General features: G+C 40.9%; 18 protein-coding genes and 1 pseudogene. 6 read left to right on the forward strand and 13 right to left on the reverse strand.

Annotation, left to right across the window (positions count from 1 at the left end):
* Window positions 1-40 precede the first annotated feature (40 nt).
* Window positions 41-244: a small, acid-soluble spore protein, alpha/beta type gene (locus tag ACQYAD_RS06740; protein ID WP_430237225.1), complete on the forward strand. Its 204-nt coding sequence runs from the start codon at window positions 41-43 to the stop codon at window positions 242-244.
* A 112-nt stretch (window positions 245-356) separates the two neighbouring features.
* On the opposite strand, the gene ACQYAD_RS06745 is transcribed toward ACQYAD_RS06740, so the two are convergent.
* From ACQYAD_RS06745 to ACQYAD_RS06765, 5 genes are all read right to left on the reverse strand, one after another.
* Window positions 357-1,463 (reverse strand): anti-sigma-I factor RsgI family protein, encoded by a 1,107-nt coding sequence (locus ACQYAD_RS06745; protein WP_430236581.1) that lies wholly within the window; start codon window positions 1,461-1,463, stop codon window positions 357-359.
* A complete protein-coding gene (gene sigI / locus ACQYAD_RS06750; protein ID WP_430236583.1) occupies window positions 1,460-2,215 on the reverse strand; it encodes an RNA polymerase sigma factor SigI in 756 nt (251 codons plus the stop codon). The genes ACQYAD_RS06745 and sigI overlap by 4 nt, the downstream gene beginning before the upstream one ends.
* 113 nt (window positions 2,216-2,328) lie before the next feature.
* On the reverse strand, window positions 2,329-3,501 hold the full coding sequence (locus ACQYAD_RS06755; RefSeq protein WP_430236585.1) for a DUF5667 domain-containing protein: 1,173 nt from the start codon (window positions 3,499-3,501) through the stop codon (window positions 2,329-2,331).
* A gap of 172 nt (window positions 3,502-3,673) precedes the next feature.
* Window positions 3,674-4,141: a hypothetical protein gene (locus ACQYAD_RS06760; RefSeq protein ID WP_430237226.1), complete on the reverse strand. Its 468-nt coding sequence runs from the start codon at window positions 4,139-4,141 to the stop codon at window positions 3,674-3,676.
* A gap of 220 nt (window positions 4,142-4,361) precedes the next feature.
* On the reverse strand, window positions 4,362-5,942 hold the full coding sequence (locus ACQYAD_RS06765) for a peptide chain release factor 3 (protein WP_430236587.1): 1,581 nt from the start codon (window positions 5,940-5,942) through the stop codon (window positions 4,362-4,364).
* A 203-nt stretch (window positions 5,943-6,145) separates the two neighbouring features.
* On the opposite strand from ACQYAD_RS06765, the gene ACQYAD_RS06770 reads away from it, so the two are divergent.
* On the forward strand, window positions 6,146-7,879 hold the full coding sequence (locus ACQYAD_RS06770) for an AAA family ATPase (protein ID WP_430236589.1): 1,734 nt from the start codon (window positions 6,146-6,148) through the stop codon (window positions 7,877-7,879).
* A 108-nt stretch (window positions 7,880-7,987) separates the two neighbouring features.
* Window positions 7,988-8,389 carry a YkvA family protein gene (locus ACQYAD_RS06775; RefSeq protein WP_430236590.1) on the forward strand — a complete coding sequence of 134 codons (402 nt, stop codon included), beginning with the start codon at window positions 7,988-7,990 and terminating at the stop codon, window positions 8,387-8,389.
* A gap of 28 nt (window positions 8,390-8,417) precedes the next feature.
* Here ACQYAD_RS06775 and yjcZ read toward each other — a convergent pair whose 3' ends face one another.
* From yjcZ to ACQYAD_RS06805, 6 genes and pseudogenes are all read right to left on the reverse strand, one after another.
* The gene (gene yjcZ, locus ACQYAD_RS06780) at window positions 8,418-8,567 is read right to left on the reverse strand and encodes a sporulation protein YjcZ (RefSeq protein WP_430236591.1); all 150 of its coding nucleotides are present in this window, start codon (window positions 8,565-8,567) and stop codon (window positions 8,418-8,420) included.
* A gap of 21 nt (window positions 8,568-8,588) precedes the next feature.
* Window positions 8,589-8,696 (reverse strand): YjcZ family sporulation protein, encoded by a 108-nt coding sequence (locus tag ACQYAD_RS06785; protein WP_430236593.1) that lies wholly within the window; start codon window positions 8,694-8,696, stop codon window positions 8,589-8,591.
* Between the two features lie 159 nt (window positions 8,697-8,855).
* Window positions 8,856-10,040, reverse strand: a complete 1,185-nt coding sequence (locus ACQYAD_RS06790; protein ID WP_430236595.1) for a Ger(x)C family spore germination protein — start codon at window positions 10,038-10,040, stop codon at window positions 8,856-8,858.
* Window positions 10,037-11,635 (reverse strand): spore germination protein, encoded by a 1,599-nt coding sequence (locus tag ACQYAD_RS06795; RefSeq protein ID WP_430236597.1) that lies wholly within the window; start codon window positions 11,633-11,635, stop codon window positions 10,037-10,039. The genes ACQYAD_RS06790 and ACQYAD_RS06795 overlap by 4 nt, the downstream gene beginning before the upstream one ends.
* Before the next feature lie 10 nt (window positions 11,636-11,645).
* Window positions 11,646-12,751 (reverse strand): annotated as a pseudogene (locus tag ACQYAD_RS06800) (GerAB/ArcD/ProY family transporter).
* Window position 12,752: 1 nt separating this feature from the next.
* Window positions 12,753-12,989 carry a hypothetical protein gene (locus ACQYAD_RS06805; RefSeq protein WP_430236598.1) on the reverse strand — a complete coding sequence of 79 codons (237 nt, stop codon included), beginning with the start codon at window positions 12,987-12,989 and terminating at the stop codon, window positions 12,753-12,755.
* A 285-nt stretch (window positions 12,990-13,274) separates the two neighbouring features.
* Between ACQYAD_RS06805 and ACQYAD_RS06810 the strand changes: the two genes are divergently transcribed.
* On the forward strand, window positions 13,275-14,573 hold the full coding sequence (locus ACQYAD_RS06810) for a VTT domain-containing protein (RefSeq protein ID WP_430236600.1): 1,299 nt from the start codon (window positions 13,275-13,277) through the stop codon (window positions 14,571-14,573).
* A 10-nt stretch (window positions 14,574-14,583) separates the two neighbouring features.
* On the opposite strand, the gene ACQYAD_RS06815 is transcribed toward ACQYAD_RS06810, so the two are convergent.
* Together ACQYAD_RS06815 and ACQYAD_RS06820 are read right to left on the reverse strand one after the other, a co-directional pair.
* Window positions 14,584-15,291 carry a polysaccharide deacetylase family protein gene (locus ACQYAD_RS06815; RefSeq protein ID WP_430236602.1) on the reverse strand — a complete coding sequence of 236 codons (708 nt, stop codon included), beginning with the start codon at window positions 15,289-15,291 and terminating at the stop codon, window positions 14,584-14,586.
* Window positions 15,292-15,346: 55 nt separating this feature from the next.
* The gene (locus tag ACQYAD_RS06820; RefSeq protein WP_430236603.1) at window positions 15,347-16,564 is read right to left on the reverse strand and encodes an MGDG synthase family glycosyltransferase; all 1,218 of its coding nucleotides are present in this window, start codon (window positions 16,562-16,564) and stop codon (window positions 15,347-15,349) included.
* Window positions 16,565-16,864: 300 nt separating this feature from the next.
* Between ACQYAD_RS06820 and ACQYAD_RS06825 the strand changes: the two genes are divergently transcribed.
* Both ACQYAD_RS06825 and ACQYAD_RS06830 read left to right on the forward strand, forming a co-directional pair.
* Window positions 16,865-17,869: a glycosyltransferase family 2 protein gene (locus tag ACQYAD_RS06825; protein ID WP_430236604.1), complete on the forward strand. Its 1,005-nt coding sequence runs from the start codon at window positions 16,865-16,867 to the stop codon at window positions 17,867-17,869.
* Window positions 17,870-18,298, forward strand: coding sequence for a GtrA family protein (locus tag ACQYAD_RS06830; RefSeq protein ID WP_430236605.1), 429 nt, complete (start codon window positions 17,870-17,872; stop codon window positions 18,296-18,298).
* Window positions 18,299-18,309: the final 11 nt, after the last annotated feature.

Below are 18,309 nucleotides of genomic sequence, written 5' to 3' on the forward strand. Positions count from 1 at the left end.
AAAACTCTCTGAAGTGAATAATAGAATGGAGTGGAAACATATGGCAAGAAGCAGCAATAAGCTTTTGGTTCCCGGAATTGAACAATATTTGGATCAGGTAAAATACGAAATTGCCCAGGAATTTGGCGTACAGCTTGGTTCTGATACGGTTTCCCGCGCAAACGGCTCGGTCGGCGGCGAAATTACAAAACGGCTTGTTCAGCAAGCTCAAGCCCAATTATCTGGACACTCTCCTCAAAAATAAAATAAAAATGGAAAAAAGTCCGGCTAAAAGCCGGACTTTTGCTAATCGGAATTATGGCGCTCCCATTCATTGTGATTCAATTGAATATCAGGCAGCAGCTCAACTTGGATGTTTAGCTGTTCCTTAATTGGCTGTTGAAATGTTTTTTTTCTTGTTCTTCTGCCTTTATTTCATTTTGACTATTGTTTTCAAACTCGTGTTTGATTTCTTTGTCAAGCTTCTCTTTCACAACATCTTTTGCCTTTTCTACCGGTTCTTCAATCTTTTTTACCTGCCCGGGAGCACGAAATACAGGAGGTTGCGGATAGTTGGCTGAATCTTCTTTTTTACCTTGCTCCTTGCTGCCCCCTGAAGTTATTGCCGCTGGTGAAGCCTGTGACGCTGGTGGTGTTACTTTTTTTCCTCTAGTAGCTTCTTTAGGCTGTTTAGCAGGTGTACTTGGTACTGAAGCAGCTTTTGGTGTCGCTGTTTCATTCTTTTCCGCTTTTGGGCTTTCTTCTTTGACACCGTTCATTTCACCATGTGATGACGGTTGCTTTTTCTCCTTTGACTGTTGCTGGCTTTCCTTATATTTACCAGTTGTAATCCCCAATTGATGAGCTTTTTCCAGTTCTTTCGGAGTACCGTTCAAAACAGATAATTCCAGATGATTTTCCTTTATGATTGTTTTTATTTCTTTCAGGTTTTCCGATAATATTTTTTCCGCATTTTCTTCTTTTTTATCGGTTCTCACCGTGGAAATTACAACAAGATGATGCTCGTTCAAATACCCTTGTTTTTTCATTTCACTCAAAAGCAATTGAGTTAAATCAGCAATTTTTTTCTTTTTCCAATCGCCAATACGGGCAACAATCTTCTTTCCGTCCTGATTGAAGGCAGTCACTTTCAATACTTGCATTTTTTTGTTTAAAACAAGTTCAATGCTAGGGTTGACGTCAATTGACACATAGGCATATGCCTTGTTATTTTGAGACACGGACAAAAAAGATCCGAAAAAAATGATCAGTGCAATGGCCACTGCTGCCAATGATTTCAACGATAGCATTCGTTTTAGAAAGGGAATGGATTGTTTTTTCTCCGGAAGTCGAGAGGGAAAAAAAACAATTTCCTCGCCAATGGCATATGGCTGATTTTGTTTTCGGGCGCGTAAAAATTCACCGTCAGGAGTTAACAACGTTAAATAGCCATCATTAATTTCCATCACGATTCCTTTTTTCATGCTTCAAGCACCCCCCTTAAATAGTCCTTCATATAAATATAATCACTTGTTAAAATAAGGGCGATCGCAATAATATATTTACGATTTCGCTCAATCGTTTTTCTGCTGACCTTCACCATTTGTTCTAATTGTTTGATTGGAAGGCGCCTTTTCTCTAATAGGAGCTGAAGCAATTCTTTATTCTCTACAAGGACTTTCGCGATTTGGATAGCATTTTTTCTGGCATCTGCGTGCTTCGGCGAATTTTCAAGCAAATCGCTAAAGCTTAATTCGAATTGCTGCAATTGTTTCTGAAAGTGAAAAATTTCCTCTTTTCGCCGTTCTTCTTCCGTTTTCTTTTGAAAGCTTTCAAGGGAAAGTTCGTTCATGATTACAGTTCCGGGCGAATCATCCTCATGGTTTGCAATCGTAAGATCCATACTGAGGTGTTGGTTTCTTGTTTGCTTGCGAATGTAATCAATTACCCTTCTTTTAATCAACACATCGGCAAAGCTTAATAACGATCCTCCCCGTTCGGGAGTAAATTTCTCAATTGCTTCATTAAACGCAATAAGGCCAATGCTAAATTCATCGTCTGTCTCATGGATGTACCGCTTACATACGGACGATACCGTTTTTGCAATAAATGGCTTATAGGCATCGATCGTTTCATTTAATAAAGCTTTGTCGCCTTGCTGGATCATCAGCACGGATTCTTCTAATGGCTTTTTTTTCTTTTTGGCCATGAACAATAAACTTAGCACTACCCTCACCTCTCTATCTACACAATTATAACATACGGATAGGGTTTGGGGTTTTGTGGGGGTAAGGATCGGTAGAAAAGATAGCCCCAAATCAGGCTATCTTTTCCTGGCTAAGTTCAAAACTATTCAAGGTCGTTCTCTTTTTGCCCTTTTATGAACAATTTACCTTCTGCTTGACTTTGTTCGATTTGTTCATTTATCTTTTTTGGGATTTTTTTGATTTCCTCTTTGACCGTTTTTTTTGTTTCATGTCTCGTTTCATGTCTGATTTCTTGATTTATTTGTTGTTTGATTTGCTGCTTTACTTGCTGATGTTCTTGTTTTACAACTGAGGGAACGGGTTTCGTCTCTGCATGGACTTGTTCCTTTGTTTGTATATTCCCAGTCGTGGAGACTGGAGCTTTCATTTCTCCCGATTGAGAAACTGCAGCATGCACTTCCGCTGTAACAGGGGCAGATTTTACTTCCGTGGTCACTTTTCCCTCCGTGGAAATTTCTGTTGGATTCTTTCCTGCTGTCACTGTTTCCGTTACTGCTTTTTGTTCTTCCTTTTGCGCTCTTTTTGCGAGTTTTTGCTCGAATTTTTCTATTTTCTTTGCAAGTTTCGCGTAGCTTTTATCAATGTTTTTTTGTAAGGCAGCTCTTGCAACCGGATTTTTCACTTTTTCCATTGCGGCTGTTAAGGCTGTGATATTTTTCGACAAAATTTCTTGAACTTCGTTTACTTGTTCATCATCATTATTTTTCGATACAGACTGATCCTCAGTTTCTTGGTTCCCAGATTTTGCTTGCTCGCTAGCAACCTGAACTTCCTCTTTATTAGCAGTATTGGTCTCAGTTTTAACGGTCGAAGAAGATGTTTCCTTGTTTTCATTGATTAATTGATCAGCTTCATTCATATTATCCATTGCTGCTCGAATTGCGGTCAAAGCTTCATCCTGTTTCCCTTCATGAAAAAGGGCTTCAGCTTCTGCTAGACGTTCGGCAGCATAACCTGCCAGCAATTTAGCATCCTTCACTTTATCAAATGCCAGAGCGAGCTTAATTTTTTCAAAAGCGAGCTTGGCGAAATAAAAGAAGTCTCCAGGCAATAATGATGGTGCTTCTTTACTTTCTACAGCAGCTGAAGTTGTAGTTGTCTGACTCGTATCTGTTGTTGCTGTCACAGCTGGCGTTTTATCAGCTGTTCCTTCTGCAAAAGCATTCGATGCCGAAAAGACAAAGGTACCTGCTAGTACAACAGCAAGTGTTCCTTTCGCGATTTTGGATACTTCTTTATGACTAAATATTTCCATCAGATTCACCTCTATGTTTTTTTCGCGGCCGCATTTTCACTAAACAGGTACGCTTTCAGAAAAATGATTATGGGGGTGAATAAAACAAAAATCTGGTTCTCTCAGCAAATTGGGCAGTCCGACCTAGAAAAAAACAACCCCAGTCATGCGGCTGGAGTGAATGAGAATTCAGCTATTCGCGAGAAGATTTGACTATAAGAAAATATTTTATGATCCATCCGACGGCTAAACCCAATGGCAAAAAAGCCATAGGGAGAAAGACCGGGCCGAGGTTTTGCTTAAATAAAGTAAATCTGGAGGAATACATCAGTCCAACGGTAATAAAATAGGCGGCAAAAACAAATGGCAAGAATGAAAAACGCTCATCGGGCGGCATCACAATCCGATAAGCATCCCACATGGCAAACATATAGACACAGGGATAGAACATTAACCATTCGTAATTAACCACAGACTCCGCTCTTTCGATTTCTCCAAGGAAGCTATAGATGATTGCAAGGTTGAATTGACTGTTAACGTTAATGACAAACTCCAGTAAAACAAACAAAATCCCTTTAATATACTTTCCCAGCAGCAGTTGGCTGAAGCCGGGCAAGGCAATGTTCCATAAAATAGCTTCCAGTCGACTCATTGTTTTCATCATTATTTCTCTCTTTTTATTTTATTTTTTTCCAGGCAGGTTAAATTTTTATCATCGTGAATTTAGGATATCCATTTTTCTGGAAAATTTACGTCTGAATACATCAAAATAACTTGTTTACGTTTTTTATAAACAGACAAAAAGAGCGAGATGTTTTCTCGCTCTTTTTGAGCTAAACTGCCAAACTAAAAAGGACCGGGCGGTTTTTGCCCGGTTTTTCTTAGTCATGGAGATCCATTGGGTTATAAAGTTTAACGTCTGGATTTTTTTCCTGGAACCAGCGCATGGCAAAGTCGTTTTCAAATAAGAAAACAAAATGGTCAAAGCGGTCGCGAACAAGCAGGCTGCGCGAGCTGGAGAGGTTTTCATCAACCACATCGCCTTCAATCCATCTGGCAATTTTGGAACCCAGTCTTTCCATCAACACTTCTGCATTATACTCATTTCTCATCCGGTGTTCAAACACTTCAAACTGAAGCTGACCGACAGCACCAAGAAGGTATTCGTCTGTTTTTACTGTTTTGAACAGCTGGATCGCACCTTCCTGAACAAGCTGTTGAATTCCTTTATAAAACGATTTTTGTTTCATCACATTTTTCGCCGACACACGAACAAACAGCTCAGGCGTAAATTGAGGCAGGCGGTCAAACTGGAAATCTTCTTTGCCAGTCGTCAGCGTATCACCAATTTGGTAGGTACCCGTGTCGTAAAGTCCAATGATGTCACCGCTGACAGCTTCATCAACTGTGTTCCGTTCCTCTGCCATAAACGACGTTGACTGAGACAATTTTAGTTGCTTTCCTAAACGCGGGAGGTTAACCATCATGCCGCGCTCGAATTTCCCGGAACAGATCCGTACAAAGGCAATCCGATCACGATGTGCTGGATTCATGTTGGCCTGAATTTTAAAAACAAACCCGGAAAATTGGTCTGATAGCGGATCAATTGCTCCAGCTGTCGAATTCCGGGCTTTAGGCGGCGGGGCAAATTGCAAATACGTTTCCAAAAAGGTTTGGACTCCAAAATTTGTCAATGCACTCCCGAAAAATACGGGTGTTAATGCTCCCTCTGCTACTTTTTCGGGCGAAAATGTATTTCCTGCTTCATTTAAGAGCAAGACTTCTTCCAATGTCTGGTCATAGAGGCCAGACTGTTTCAATGGATGGTCGCCATCAATTTCTCCGTCATCGTTCAGTGGAATAAACCGGTCGCTCTCATCGACGCGGAACTGTTCGATTCGGTTGTAAAAACGGTCATAGATGCCGAGAAATTCTTTTCCCATGCCGATTGGCCAGTTCATTGGATAGGATTCAATTCCGAGAACTTCCTCGAGCTCTGCAAGAAGCTCAAGCGGCATTTTCCCTTGGCGGTCCAGTTTGTTCATAAATGTAAAGATCGGGATTCCGCGCATGCGGCAAACCTTGAACAATTTCAATGTTTGCTCCTCAATTCCTTTGGCCGAGTCAATGATCATGACTGCACTATCAACAGCCATCAGCGTCCGATACGTGTCTTCACTAAAGTCCTGGTGTCCTGGTGTATCCAAAATATTGACCCGAAAACCGTCGTAATCAAATTGCATAACACTTGACGTAACCGAGATCCCGCGCTGCTTCTCAATCTCCATCCAGTCGCTTGTTGCAAATTTTCCGGTTTTCTTGGCTTTTACCGTACCAGCATCACGGATGGCACCGCCGAATAATAATAGTTTTTCCGTTAACGTCGTTTTACCGGCGTCAGGGTGGGAAATGATCGCGAATGTTCGGCGCGACATTACATCATCTTTAAAATTGATACTCATTTCGCTTTCCTCTCTTTTTTTGCTAATCAGACTTTATATCCATAAATTCAATCTTATAGTTCTCAAGCAAAGTTTGCAATCCTTTACGTAAAATTGCGCAGTTCACTTAATTGATGCATTCATTCTAGTATTTACCACTAATTACCATCCCCTATTTTCAGCTAGACCTTTTATAATAGAGACAGACTCTTAAAGTATAGGAGATGAAGGGTTTGAATCAAAGTAAAAAAGCAGTTTCAAAGTTCATACCGCTCTTGGCAGCGTTTCTTATAATCACAGCAGGTTTAACTTGGTTTTTAATCGGATCGAATCAGGAAACATCCATCCCATTTTCCCAAATGGAAAAAACGATTCAAGCTGAAAAAGGACAAGCCGTTTCACTTACAGAAAATGCGGATGGCAGCCTGCATTTAGTGACGAAAAACGGAAAATATGTGTCTCATGTGCCGCCAAATAGTCAAATGGTGAACAAACTCGTTGAAAAATACAATGTTGATTATTCTTTTTCGAGCAGCAGCCGATACGGTAAGTGGATATTAGGCGGTGTTGTTGTCGCGCTTGCTGCTGCCGCTTTTGCGCTGCAGAAAACAAAAGGCGGTTTTGGGCTCAGCAATTCAATGAAGAACAGTCTTGCCAAACCGCGTCCGCTTCCTTTGATCACACTGGAGGACATTGGCGGACTCAGTGCGGAGATGAAAGAAGAAATCACCCAAACCCTTGCCATTTTAAAAGAACCGGAAAAAGCAATCAAAATGGGCATCAAACCGCCGAAAGGCATTCTTTTTTACGGACCCCCTGGCACGGGAAAAACGCTTCTAGCACAAGCGATTGCCAAAGAAATGAACGCTTCTTTCTTTTCTACTAGCGGGTCTGCTTTTAACGAATTATTTGTCGGGGTCGGCGCTAGCCGCGTCCGTTCATTGTTTCAGAGCGCCCGTAAAGCAGACAAGGCGGTTATCTTCATCGATGAAGTCGATGCCTTGGCCGGAAAAAGAAAAGCACATGGCGGAGAAGAAGCAGAAAAAACATTAACCGAACTGCTCGTTCAATTGGATGGCGGTCATAACAATGATGGCATTCTTTTCATTGCAGCAACAAACCGAAAAGATATGCTTGATGAAGCGTTCCTTCGCCCGGGACGAATTGACTTTACCTTCCATGTTCCCCTTCCTGATACAAAAGGAAGAAGGGAGATTATTGACATTCATTCCAAAGGAAAACAGCTTGCTGAAGATGTTTACATGGTATTGGATGATTTGGCTGAAAGCACTTCTGGATTTTCAGGTGCCGAACTGCAGTCGCTGTTTGAAACAGCTAGCAGACGAGCCCTTCGCAATGGCCATAAAGTGATCGAAAAAAGCGATCTTGATTATGCACTTGATCGCACCATTCTTGGCAACACTTCCCGTTCTTTGCAGGACGCGGAGACAAAACGCAGGGTTGCAATTCATGAAGCTGGACACGCTGTTGTTGCTTCTATTACAAAGCCAGGTTCTGTAAGAAAAGCAACGATTATTCCGCGTGGCGAGGCTCTCGGATATGTCGCTCCTATTCCAAAGGAACTACACCTTTCAACGACAAGTGATTTACTCGACCGCGTCGCAATGGTACTTGCCGGAGGGGTCGCTGAGAGACTGTATCTTGGTGAACATAGCATTGGTGTCAGCGGCGATGTCCAGCAGGCCAAGCATATTATCGAGCAAATGGTTGATACTGGAATGTTGGAGGACGGGTTTTCACTGACATTCAATAAACAGGACAAAGAAACAAAAATGCAGGAATTATTTCAAAAAGGGCTTGAAAAGGCCGAAGCAATTATCAAAGGCAATCAGGCACAGTATATGCAGCTTGTCGATGCATTATTGCACAAAGAAACGCTTGAAGGGGCGGAAGTCGAAGAAATTGTTAACGGGGCAAACACCCTCGTTATCGCGTAACGCCAGACAGACAACTGTCTGGTGTTTTTTGTTTAAATTTCTTTTCTGGTGGAAAGGTATTGAAAAAGGATCCGTTTTCCGAATTTTACGGTAAGGAAGTGTGCACCGATGTTGCAAAAAAATGAGCATGATTTGTCCTTTCACGAAGAAAAATATGAACTGAAAGCAAAGGAATACTTAAACAAACCGAAAAAAACAGATAAATTGCTTACGAAAGCAGTAAAAAAAGCCATGATCCAGAAAGATTCTTTAGGGAATGCATGGGACAAGCTGAAACTATTAACAGACCTTGTCAGAGCCTATACAAAAGGAGATTATCGCAACGTATCTCCCGGAACGATTTTAACCGTAATCGGAGCAATTATTTATTTTGTCTCACCAGTTGATCTTGTCCCGGATTTTATTGTTGGTCTTGGCTTATTTGATGATGCCGCCGTCATCGGCTTTACCTTAAAAAAAATCGCTTCCGAACTCGAGGCTTTTAAACATTGGCAAACAGAGGCAAAATAAAAAGCGGGGAAACCCCGCTTTTATTCTTTTACCAAGTAAAGCATGCAGCACCAACAATGATGAGCAGAATGAACAGCACAACGATTAAAGCAAAGGCGCCATAGCCAGCGCCAAATCCACCGTAGCCGCATCCTCCAAATCCGTATCCTCCGTATCCATATCCATACCCGAATGGCATATAAATAACCTCCTTATTATTTTAATAGAATCCTCCAAATCCCCAAGAAGCCCCAATAATGATTAACAGGATAAACAAAACTACTAACAGGGCAAAACCGCCGCCGTATGCACCTACAGCACCTGACATGTTCATTACCTCCTTTTGTAAATTCCATATATCCTATTCAACAAAGAGAAAAAGTGCAATTGACACCATAACAAATAAACCGCATTTCGCAAAGAAAATAAGCCCATTTCTATAAAAATGGGCTTACGCCTTACAAGATTCCGCGTTAGGCGCCTTTATCTATTTTTCGATTGGTCCCCTTGTGCGTATACCGGTTCTTCTGATTTTCACTTTAACGTCAATATCTGCATACGCCTCAGCAAACCGCCTATCCCATTGATCTTTTGTTTTTTTAAACTGCTGGGCGTGCTGGCGAAAAAGAACTTCACCAAAACCAAATATATCCGATTGATATTTTTTTTGTGCTTTTTGAATCGTAGATGTGATCTCCTTTTTAATTTGCGCTTCAGCTAATTTCTCATATTTTGCATAGGTATGTACATCTGTTAACTTTTCAACACATTGATCCCCATCCAAATACGATTCCGCCCGGACATTTACACGAAAGCGGGGAATTCCATTGATCATTCGCGCCGTTCTCCGCGTTTTTGAATTATAAATTTGGAGAGCAAAAAATTTGTTTCTTCCGCAAGGGACGGAAACGGAAGTGCGGCGAATATTGTCTTCAATCCATAAATAATTGCGGGCATCTGAAATCGATAAAAAGCCAACCAATTTCTTTTTTTTAAAAACAGCCAACGAATTGAGGACGGCCAGCGCATCTGGTGTTACTTTCTTCATATTGTCAACACTTATGCCCTTTTTGGGATTGCCTTGGATCGTGACTGCTGCCATAACAGGTTGCCTTCCTGGGGAAACCATTGCCGAAATCACGTCATTCAAGCGGACATCGGGATCGCCGCCCCAATTTTTCACCATCGAATTCAATTGGGTAAAAAGCTTTAATGCAGTTGATTTTTGAAATTGATATGTTACCCTTAGAACGTCACTCGCTTGATTGTTTCTTGCAATGACAATATTGAAATCATCGCGGATTTCCCGATTCCGTTCAAGATAATCCAAAAAACTCATCATTCCTCCTCTCGCTGCTTCTTCGCTAAATAGTAATGTTTTCATATGGGAGTAAATCAAATTTCTTGATATCCCGATGTTCATTTTTTGCGCCAGTTCAGACAGTGTCCGCCCTTCCAAGCTAAAAATAATGGACGGGGCATAGCCGCTAGTCGTTTTAGCGTTCAGCTCCTGCGCATTCAAACCCTCAACAGTCATTCGATATTTCCCATCATCTCCTTTGTCAACCGCAATTCCTGTTACAACGGTGATGGAAGAAAGCTCGCGCTGATCCCAGCAGCCACTCAGCAGCAAAAGACTAAGAAAGGAAAGGACAAACCGTTTTTTGCTCATTTGTTAGGCCCTCCTTCTGCTTGGGGCGGCGATGGATTGACATCCGAATATACTTTTACATTGTTTTCCGTGCGCAAGTATTTCGGACGTTTCTTCATTGCCCAAAAGGGCGCACGAACAAACACATCTCCTTGATCTTCAACAATGAACGGGGCAATCGGAGCCAGATAGGGAACGCCAAATGACCGTAGCGAACTCAAATGTGCGACCATAAAAATCAGTACTAAAAGCACGCCATACAAACCTAAAATCGATGCAGCAATAATAAATATAAACCGCAGCAGCCTGGAAGCAGCAGCGAAGCTATATGTAGGCGACACGAAATTGGCAATTGCCGTTATCGAAACAACGATAATCATAATATTGGAAATAATCCCCGCTTCGGCAGCCGCCTGTCCGATAACGAGTGCTCCGACGATCGATACCATTTGCCCGACCGCTTTTGGCATCCTTACACCTGCTTCGCGAAGGATTTCAAACGTAATCTCCATTAAAAACACTTCAACAACCGCCGGAAAAGGAACCCCTTCCCGCTGGGCAATTACACTCAACAAAAAATTAGTCGGAAGCAATTCTTGATGAAATGTTAGCACCCCTACATAAATGGACGGTGTCAATAGAGCAATCATAAAGGATAGATAGCGGATAATCCGGATAAAACTACCAAGCAAAAAAGGCTGGTAGTAGTCCTCAGAGATTTCAAAAAAATTAACAAAAACAGCCGGAACAAGTAAACAAAAGGGTGTTCCGTCAATCAATATAACCATTTTCCCCTCCATTAAATTGGCGGCAACGGTATCCGGCCTTTCCGCATTTAAAGTAAGCGGGAAAAAGGTAAATGTTTTGTCTTCAATCATTTCTTCAATATTGCCCGATTCAAAAACGGCACTGACATGAATTTTTTTCAAGCGATTGCGGACTTCCTCAACGATGCTCTCATTGGCAATCCCGCGAATGAACCCAAGGTAAACCGATGTTCTCGAATCATCGCCAATAATAAATTCTTCAAATTGTAAATTCGGATTGCGAATCCTTCTGCGGATCAAACTGACATTTGTCGCAAGCGACTCAATAAATCCATCTTTCGGGCCGCGGACAACCGTTTGGGTACTCGGCTCTGTCACAGCTCTTTTTTCATCAATCATCATATTGATGGCAATCGTTTGCGCAATCCCTCTAACCGAAATAACGATACTGCCATTTAAAATGGCCCAGCTAACTTTTTCCGGCGTTTTCAGCAAATGAATGTTTGCACCGCCAAAGCTTTCTTTGATTAACGCTCCTAGTTCTTCAATCGTATTAATAGTTGTGTCGTCTTCCAAATGGATACTAAGAAGCCTTGCCGTTGTCTCTGTTACACTTTTTGAATCAACCATTGTTTCCAGGTAGTAAAAATAAGCTTCTTTTCTGACAATCTTCCCTTCGACGGCACAGAAATCAGCAGAAGTGCCAAATGAAGTCATTAACGCTTTATGCAAGGTCTCAAAAGTAATATTTTCGCTACTTGCCTCCTGTGGCTCCTCGACACATGTCCCTCGTTCTTCTTTCCCTTTTATTTTGCTTTTTAATTTACGGATCGTAATTAACGGAGGCATTTTCTCACCTTCATTGTTTCAGCGTAGTTTTCTGCTGTTTCCACACCAACAAGACAAACACAATCATTGGTATAAAAAATTGAAAAGGCAGATGCAAAAAGTAAGGTACGATTTTTGTCCCTTCCTGCAAATGATCGGCAAAATCTACGGAAAGGAGGACAGAAAAAAATGAAATAACCATAGCCATTGGCATAGAAAAATAGCGAAAAGGGATTTGAAAAATATGCTCCAAACCTTTTAAACCAGCAAAGAAAAAAATGGACCCCTTAACAAAAAGATTTAGCATCATAATAAAAACAACAAGGGCATCAATCCTTTCGATAAAGTTCCCAATTGACACATTGCGCGCTACACTTAACAAGGGAAAATTTGAACGCAGCATCGTATCTACACCGAGCGTACTGACCATCAAAATGGAAGAAACAATGATAAAAAATGAAGCAACAGCGACCCCAATCATAGATGTCCGCAACAAATATTTCGTATTGGTGACATTTGGAAGAATGACAGTAAAAGCAATCAATTCACCATACGGAAAGGTGACAACGCCGGGAAACACTGCCTTGGCAACCGGTTTGAACCCATCTGACAACATCGGCTGTAGCTGAAAAAAATTCACCTCTCCGCTTACCATTAGAAAGATTGTTAGTAATGCAAAAAAGCCAAAAAGATAAGGTGTAAAAATCTCGGAAGTCCTTGCCAATACTTCTATTCCGAGGTAAATGACATAGCCCATCAGCAAAGTGAATGTCAGTGAAATAATTTCAATCGGCGTGTTGGGCATAATGGCCGACGCCATCAATTCACAAAATCACGAACAACCCTGCATGAAATATAAAAAAAATAAACGATATACAACCATGACAAGATAATCGAAACTTTACGTCCAAAACAATCGTTTATGATTTCAAAAAGATTCTTACCTGGCATTCGCATTACTAGCAAATAATAAAACCAAATGATTCCAATTCCTAAACTAGCGCCGATGATATTGGCAATCCATGCATCATTTTTGGCATCATTGCCGCTGCCTATCACGATTGCGCTGCCAAGTAAAAAGTTCAACAGCAATGTCAGCAGCTGGCTCAACGAAATGTTTTCTTTTTGATTTTGCATGTTACCGTTGATTCTCCCCTATTTTTCGTTTTGTAAGATACATGCGCAAATCAATGATCATGCTTATAAGGAAACCAAAAAATGCACCCGTAAAAACAATGTATTTTCCGACAGCAATTTCGGTATAGAAAAGGTTTAAATACGATTCCCAAAATGAATAGCCAAAAATCACTGTGTCAAAAAATGTGATGATGATTGACAACAGCACACTGATGATAAAAAACGCCAATGTTACCATTCCCTTGTCACCGCTCCAATAAATTCATTATGATAGGTATAGAGTATGTAAGGATGTCCAACATTATCCATCGTATTCAATTAAGAAAAACCGAGCAAAAACCGCCCGATCCTTTTTAGTTTTGCGGATAAACGGAGTCTGTTGATTTCCGCTCCGGGTGCAGAATAAATTCCCAAAGACGTTTAGCTTTTCAAGAAGTTTGGAAAAATAGAAAGATTCTTATATGAACTTTTAAACATCAATCAATGTCTTTTAACAAGTAATCAGCTTTCAGGAGGAGAAAAAATGAACATGCTCATTCAGCTGTTAGATCAATACGGATACATCGTCCTTTTCTTTTCCTTGATGTTGGAATTAATTATCATTCCAATCCCAAACGAAATTTTAATGAGCTATGTAGGATTTCTCGTTTATCAAGGAAAATTGAATTATTATTTAACGATCCTTTTCGGCGGTTTGGGCGGCATTATCGGGGTTTCGATATCGTATTGGATTGGATACAAATTAGGGGCGCCCTTTTTTGAAAAATACGGAAGCAAGATTCATATGGGGCCTGAAAAGATCGCAAAAATATCCAGATGGAATGAGCGTTTTGGTAAAAGACTGCTCGTATTTTCCTATTTCATTCCAGGCGTTCGCCATATTACGAGTTTATTCTCAGGCATTACCCGGATCCCTTTTAAATCGTATGCCCTTTTCGCCTATATTGGTGTATTTTTCTGGGTGGGGACGTTTATTTCGCTAGGAAGAATCTTTGGTCCGCAGTGGGAGAAATTCCATCAGCAGGCAAACTTGTATATCGTGATAGCTATTCTCGTCCTTGGCGGCGGCTATATCGTTTATTTTCTGATCAAAACAAACAGACAGAAACTATCCGAAAATGCAGTTTTACTGTTCGAAAATTTTTTCAAGCGCTTCAACAGTTTTCTCAAAATTAAGCTCATTGTTTTTGCAATGGCGCTTGTTTTTATCGCTCTTTTCAGCTTAATGATCGGCCTGATTCAGGATTTCATCGAAAACGAATTTGGCCAATTTAATACAATTGCCAAAACAGTCATTCTTTATTCGTTTAATGGTACGTGGAAAAATAGCATGTTGATGTTCAATCAGCTAACTTCGTGGGTCACCTTTGTAGTTGTTGGTATACTGGCTGTTATCTGGATTTTGTTCAAAGGAAAGAATAAATGGCTTGAAATTCAGTATTTTATCATCGCCATGTTGGGGGCAGTTACATTTGGCAAAGGGCTGAACTTTTTGTTCTCGTTTATTCCGACGGCAAAACCGATTAGCAAATCCTTTCCAAATGACCAAGCATTGATTGCGATTGTCCTTTTTATCTTTTTCATGTATGTGATCATCCGGCACAGCAGAAGCACGTTCATGAACAGCATAATGGCACTTGTGATCCTTTTCTTCTTACTGTTTCTATTTATCAGCAAAGTATATCTAAATTTGCAGTATCCAAGTGATTTGACTGCCGGCTATGTCTTCGGCGGTGTTTGGGTAAGCCTAATTATTTTATTAATAGAGGGATCAAGGCTCCTAAACTTGATCAAAGCAGAAATTAAAAAAGAAAAGAGGTAAATCCATCGGATTACCTCTTTTCTTTTATGACCATTTCGTCAATCCGGGCAAAGGAATGCCCTTTTTCTATCAGTTCCTTGATCAGCTGCTTCAGCGCTTGAATTGTATATTTTGGCGCTTCTTCTTCTGCTCCAAAGGTCACACCGCAGTCATGCAGCAAAATGACTGAACCGAGTTTAATATTCTTCCTGAGATGATGTAAAATCTTGTCTTTTCCGCCCTTGCTGCGCCAATCACCCGCCATGACCGACCAAAGAATAAGGCGGAAATCTTTGTGAATAAATAGGTCAAAGATATTCAGCGCCCCCCACGGCGGCCTGTAATAAACCGGCCGTTCTCCTGTAATTCCCTCAAGGATGTCTGCTGTTTTCGCCACTCCCTGCTTAACCCTCCATGGAGTCATCAGCCAATTGGAACGGTGAACATAATTGTGAATTCCGATTAAATGACCTTCCTTGTATATCCTGCGAATCACTTCCGGGTATTGCTCCGCCCTTGATCCAACAACAAAAAAACTTGCTTTCACTTGATATTTTTGCAGCAAATCAAGCAATTCATTTGTATAAACCGGGTCTGGTCCATCATCAAAGGTGAACGCAAGTCGTTCATCATGGCTCGCTTTTTGAAAAACGCCAATCCCGCCCAAGCGCGATAATCCAAACGGAATAAGAGTATACAATAATAGCAAAGAGAGTAAAATAATTAGAAGTAGCAACACGTATTTGACCTTCCTTGTATGAAATCTTTATAAGACCTTCCAATCTTGCAATCTATTATCCATGCAAAATGGTTTTTCGCCACGCACCAAATCGTCCAAACTTTCTTTGTTTGCTTAAATTTGCAGGAACAAATATCCGATTGTCCATCAAATCAACAATCAGCCGTACGGCATAAAAGGCTGATCGATTTGTTTGGATTTTTCGGCAATTCTCTTTCATTCTGGCAAGCAAAAGCTCGTTCTCAAGCATGCCGTTTAGTTCGCAAAATAACTCATCTGGCTGCTTTACCTGAATGGCTGCCCCGGCATCCGTCAAATAGCGGGCATTGTCCTGTTCTTGACCGGGCAGTGGTTTGTATAGCAGCATCGGCAGCTCCATTGCCGCCGCTTCTGACGTTGTCACTCCCCCCGGTTTTGTAATCAGAATATCCGAAACAGTCATCAGTTCATCAACAAGATCCGTATAGCCAATTAGCTTGATAGCATGCTTCGAACCGGATAACTCGCTTTGCAGCCGTTCTTTTAATTTTTCATTATGCCCGCATAAAACAAGAAGCTGCAGCGGCTCTGGAAATTGTTCAAGCGTATTTCGGTTCAGCAATCCCTTGCCAATTAACCCCTCGCCGCCTCCCATAATCATTATCGTCCGTTTGTTTTTTTCCAAACTAAATTTTTCTATTAAGGCACTAGGATTCTTTTTTTTAAGAAATTTTGACCTAATCGGGATTCCGGTTGCCGCAATTTTTTCTGCTGGAATTCCGGTGCGAATTAGTTTTTCCTTTATTTCATTCGAGCCGACAATATATTGATCCGTATGGGGATGCAGCCAATAGCTGTGATGCGTGTGATCGGTAATCACGGTAACTAATGGCACAGTTGTCAAACCAGCTTCTTTTAATTTAGATAGCACGCTTGAAGCAAACGGATATGTGCTGACAACAATAGATGGCTTCTCTATAACTAAAAGCGACAACATTTTGCGCATTCCCATCGAAAAAGCCGCATTCAATTTTTTTGAGAAGGCAGTGCTTTTGTACGTTTTTTGATAAATGTATCCATATAATTGTGGGAAGGTTTTAATCCCTTTCATATACACAAAATGGCTGACTGGAAATAAAGCTGGATGAGCCCATTCCATAAAGTCAACAATCATTGTTTGAATGCCAGGTTCGTCAAGTTTGGCTGCCTCTTCAATTGCTTTTGCCGCCTGTACATGCCCTTCGCCAAACCTGCCTGACAAAATCAGGATTTTTCCTCCGCGATTTCTTCTCATATTGATCTCCTCACAATGTTTTTTACCATTGTTTCCAATTCATTTTTACGAAAAGGGTTGTTACCGCATTGTTGACTTTGCTCACGATGTAGCATGGAAACGAAATCAACAGCATTTTCCTAACGCCGTATGAACGGTTCGATTAAAAAGACAGATGAATGTCAAAAAAAGTTCATTCGAAACAAATTATTTTCTTTGCCAAAAAAGTGAACCTTTTTTTCGCTTTTTTCGTCTTTTCATTGTAGAATAAATAACTGATTAGCCGCAAAGGGATTTTTAGTCATATTGGAGGAATACACAATGAACGAACCGGTACTTACGATTGTTGTGCCGTGTTATAACGAAGAAGAAGTTCTATTCGAAACAACCAGCCAGTTAAGCAAAATGCTTTCGTCTCTGATCGTCGAAAAGCTTGCGGCCCCAACGAGTAAAATTCTTTATGTAGATGATGGCAGCTCCGACAAAACGTGGGAACTGATTGAAGAACTATCCCAACAGCATCCCTTCGTCAAAGGGATAAAACTAACAAGAAACTATGGTCACCAAAAGGCATTACTTGCAGGTCTTGAAACGGCTCGAAAAAAATCAGATTGTGTCATTTCGATTGATGCCGATTTGCAAGATGATATTTCTGTTATTCGTGAATTTATGGTTAAATATTTCGAAGGGTACGATATTGTGTATGGGGTTCGTAAAAGTCGCGATACCGATACCTTTTTCAAAAGAGCAACGGCTCAAGGCTTTTACCGCTTTATGAATAAAATGGGAGTCAATGTTGTTTATAATCATGCCGACTACCGTTTGTTAAGCAAACGAGCACTAGAAGAATTGAGCCGTTACCCTGAACAAAACTTATTTCTGCGCGGCATTGTTTCATTGATTGGCCTGAAATCGACAAAAGTATATTATGACCGGAAAGAACGCTTCGCCGGAGTTTCCAAATATCCGCTAAAAAAAATGCTTGCCTTTGCATTTGACGGGATTACCTCCTTCAGCGTTGTGCCGATCCGGATGATTACTTTAATCGGAGCGCTATCCTTTTTCATTAGCAGCATAGCCGGAATCTATGCATTGGTGGTGAAATTTCTTGGCCGGGCTGAATTGGGCTGGACGTCCATTATCATTTCCATTTGGTTTATTGGCGGACTGCTATTAATGAGCGTCGGATTGATTGGTGAGTATATTGGAAAAATATACGAAGAAACGAAAAACCGCCCGCGGTTTTCCATTGAAACAGACCTGTTTTCCGAAGAAGAAACACTTGTGAAAGAAAAATCATTTTATTTTTCAAGGAGAAACGAATAAATGCTGCAGCACTCTTTTGTCCGCTTTTTGTTAGTCGGGGTTGTTAACACAATTGTCGGCCTTTCCGCCATGTACTTTTTTCTGCATGGTCTGTCTTTTTCCTATTGGACTGCCACCTTTATCGGAAATAGTGTCGGCGCAGTTGTCAGTTATTTTCTAAACCGAACATTCACCTTTAAGAGCAGCACAGCTGTCGGAAAAAGCATGTTCCGTTTTGTTGCTGTCATTCTTGCCTGCTATTTTCTTTCCTACTATCTTGGGGAAAAACTAGCCATAATTGTTCTTCAGCAATTACCGTTGATCAGTGATAAATACGCTGCAGATGCAGCCGTTTTAGTTGGAACCGGGATCTACACAATCAGCAATTATCTCGGACAGCGAATGTTTGTTTTTGGTGAAAACAAAAGGGACCGTCCCCAAATGGGATGATCCCTTTTTTC

Origin of the sequence: Neobacillus sp. SM06 (assembly GCF_050496765.1) — a bacterium.
Lineage (GTDB): Bacteria > Bacillota > Bacilli > Bacillales > Cytobacillaceae > JAEVLT01.

Coding starts and splice junctions, on each gene's coding strand:
- ACQYAD_RS06790 (WP_430236595.1), bottom strand. CDS start 10,040: ATGAGCAAAAAACGGTTTGTCCTTTCCTTTCTTAGTCTTTTGCTGCTG.
- ACQYAD_RS06825 (WP_430236604.1), top strand. CDS start 16,865: ATGAACGAACCGGTACTTACGATTGTTGTGCCGTGTTATAACGAAGAA.
- ACQYAD_RS06745 (WP_430236581.1), bottom strand. CDS start 1,463: ATGAAAAAAGGAATCGTGATGGAAATTAATGATGGCTATTTAACGTTG.
- ACQYAD_RS06830 (WP_430236605.1), top strand. CDS start 17,870: ATGCTGCAGCACTCTTTTGTCCGCTTTTTGTTAGTCGGGGTTGTTAAC.
- ACQYAD_RS06765 (WP_430236587.1), bottom strand. CDS start 5,942: ATGAGTATCAATTTTAAAGATGATGTAATGTCGCGCCGAACATTCGCG.
- ACQYAD_RS06805 (WP_430236598.1), bottom strand. CDS start 12,989: ATGGTAACATTGGCGTTTTTTATCATCAGTGTGCTGTTGTCAATCATC.
- ACQYAD_RS06775 (WP_430236590.1), top strand. CDS start 7,988: ATGTTGCAAAAAAATGAGCATGATTTGTCCTTTCACGAAGAAAAATAT.
- ACQYAD_RS06770 (WP_430236589.1), top strand. CDS start 6,146: ATGAAGGGTTTGAATCAAAGTAAAAAAGCAGTTTCAAAGTTCATACCG.
- ACQYAD_RS06740 (WP_430237225.1), top strand. CDS start 41: ATGGCAAGAAGCAGCAATAAGCTTTTGGTTCCCGGAATTGAACAATAT.
- ACQYAD_RS06755 (WP_430236585.1), bottom strand. CDS start 3,501: ATGGAAATATTTAGTCATAAAGAAGTATCCAAAATCGCGAAAGGAACA.
- ACQYAD_RS06795 (WP_430236597.1), bottom strand. CDS start 11,635: ATGCCTCCGTTAATTACGATCCGTAAATTAAAAAGCAAAATAAAAGGG.
- ACQYAD_RS06810 (WP_430236600.1), top strand. CDS start 13,275: ATGAACATGCTCATTCAGCTGTTAGATCAATACGGATACATCGTCCTT.
- ACQYAD_RS06760 (WP_430237226.1), bottom strand. CDS start 4,141: ATGAAAACAATGAGTCGACTGGAAGCTATTTTATGGAACATTGCCTTG.
- ACQYAD_RS06785 (WP_430236593.1), bottom strand. CDS start 8,696: ATGTCAGGTGCTGTAGGTGCATACGGCGGCGGTTTTGCCCTGTTAGTA.
- yjcZ (WP_430236591.1), bottom strand. CDS start 8,567: ATGCCATTCGGGTATGGATATGGATACGGAGGATACGGATTTGGAGGA.
- ACQYAD_RS06820 (WP_430236603.1), bottom strand. CDS start 16,564: ATGAGAAGAAATCGCGGAGGAAAAATCCTGATTTTGTCAGGCAGGTTT.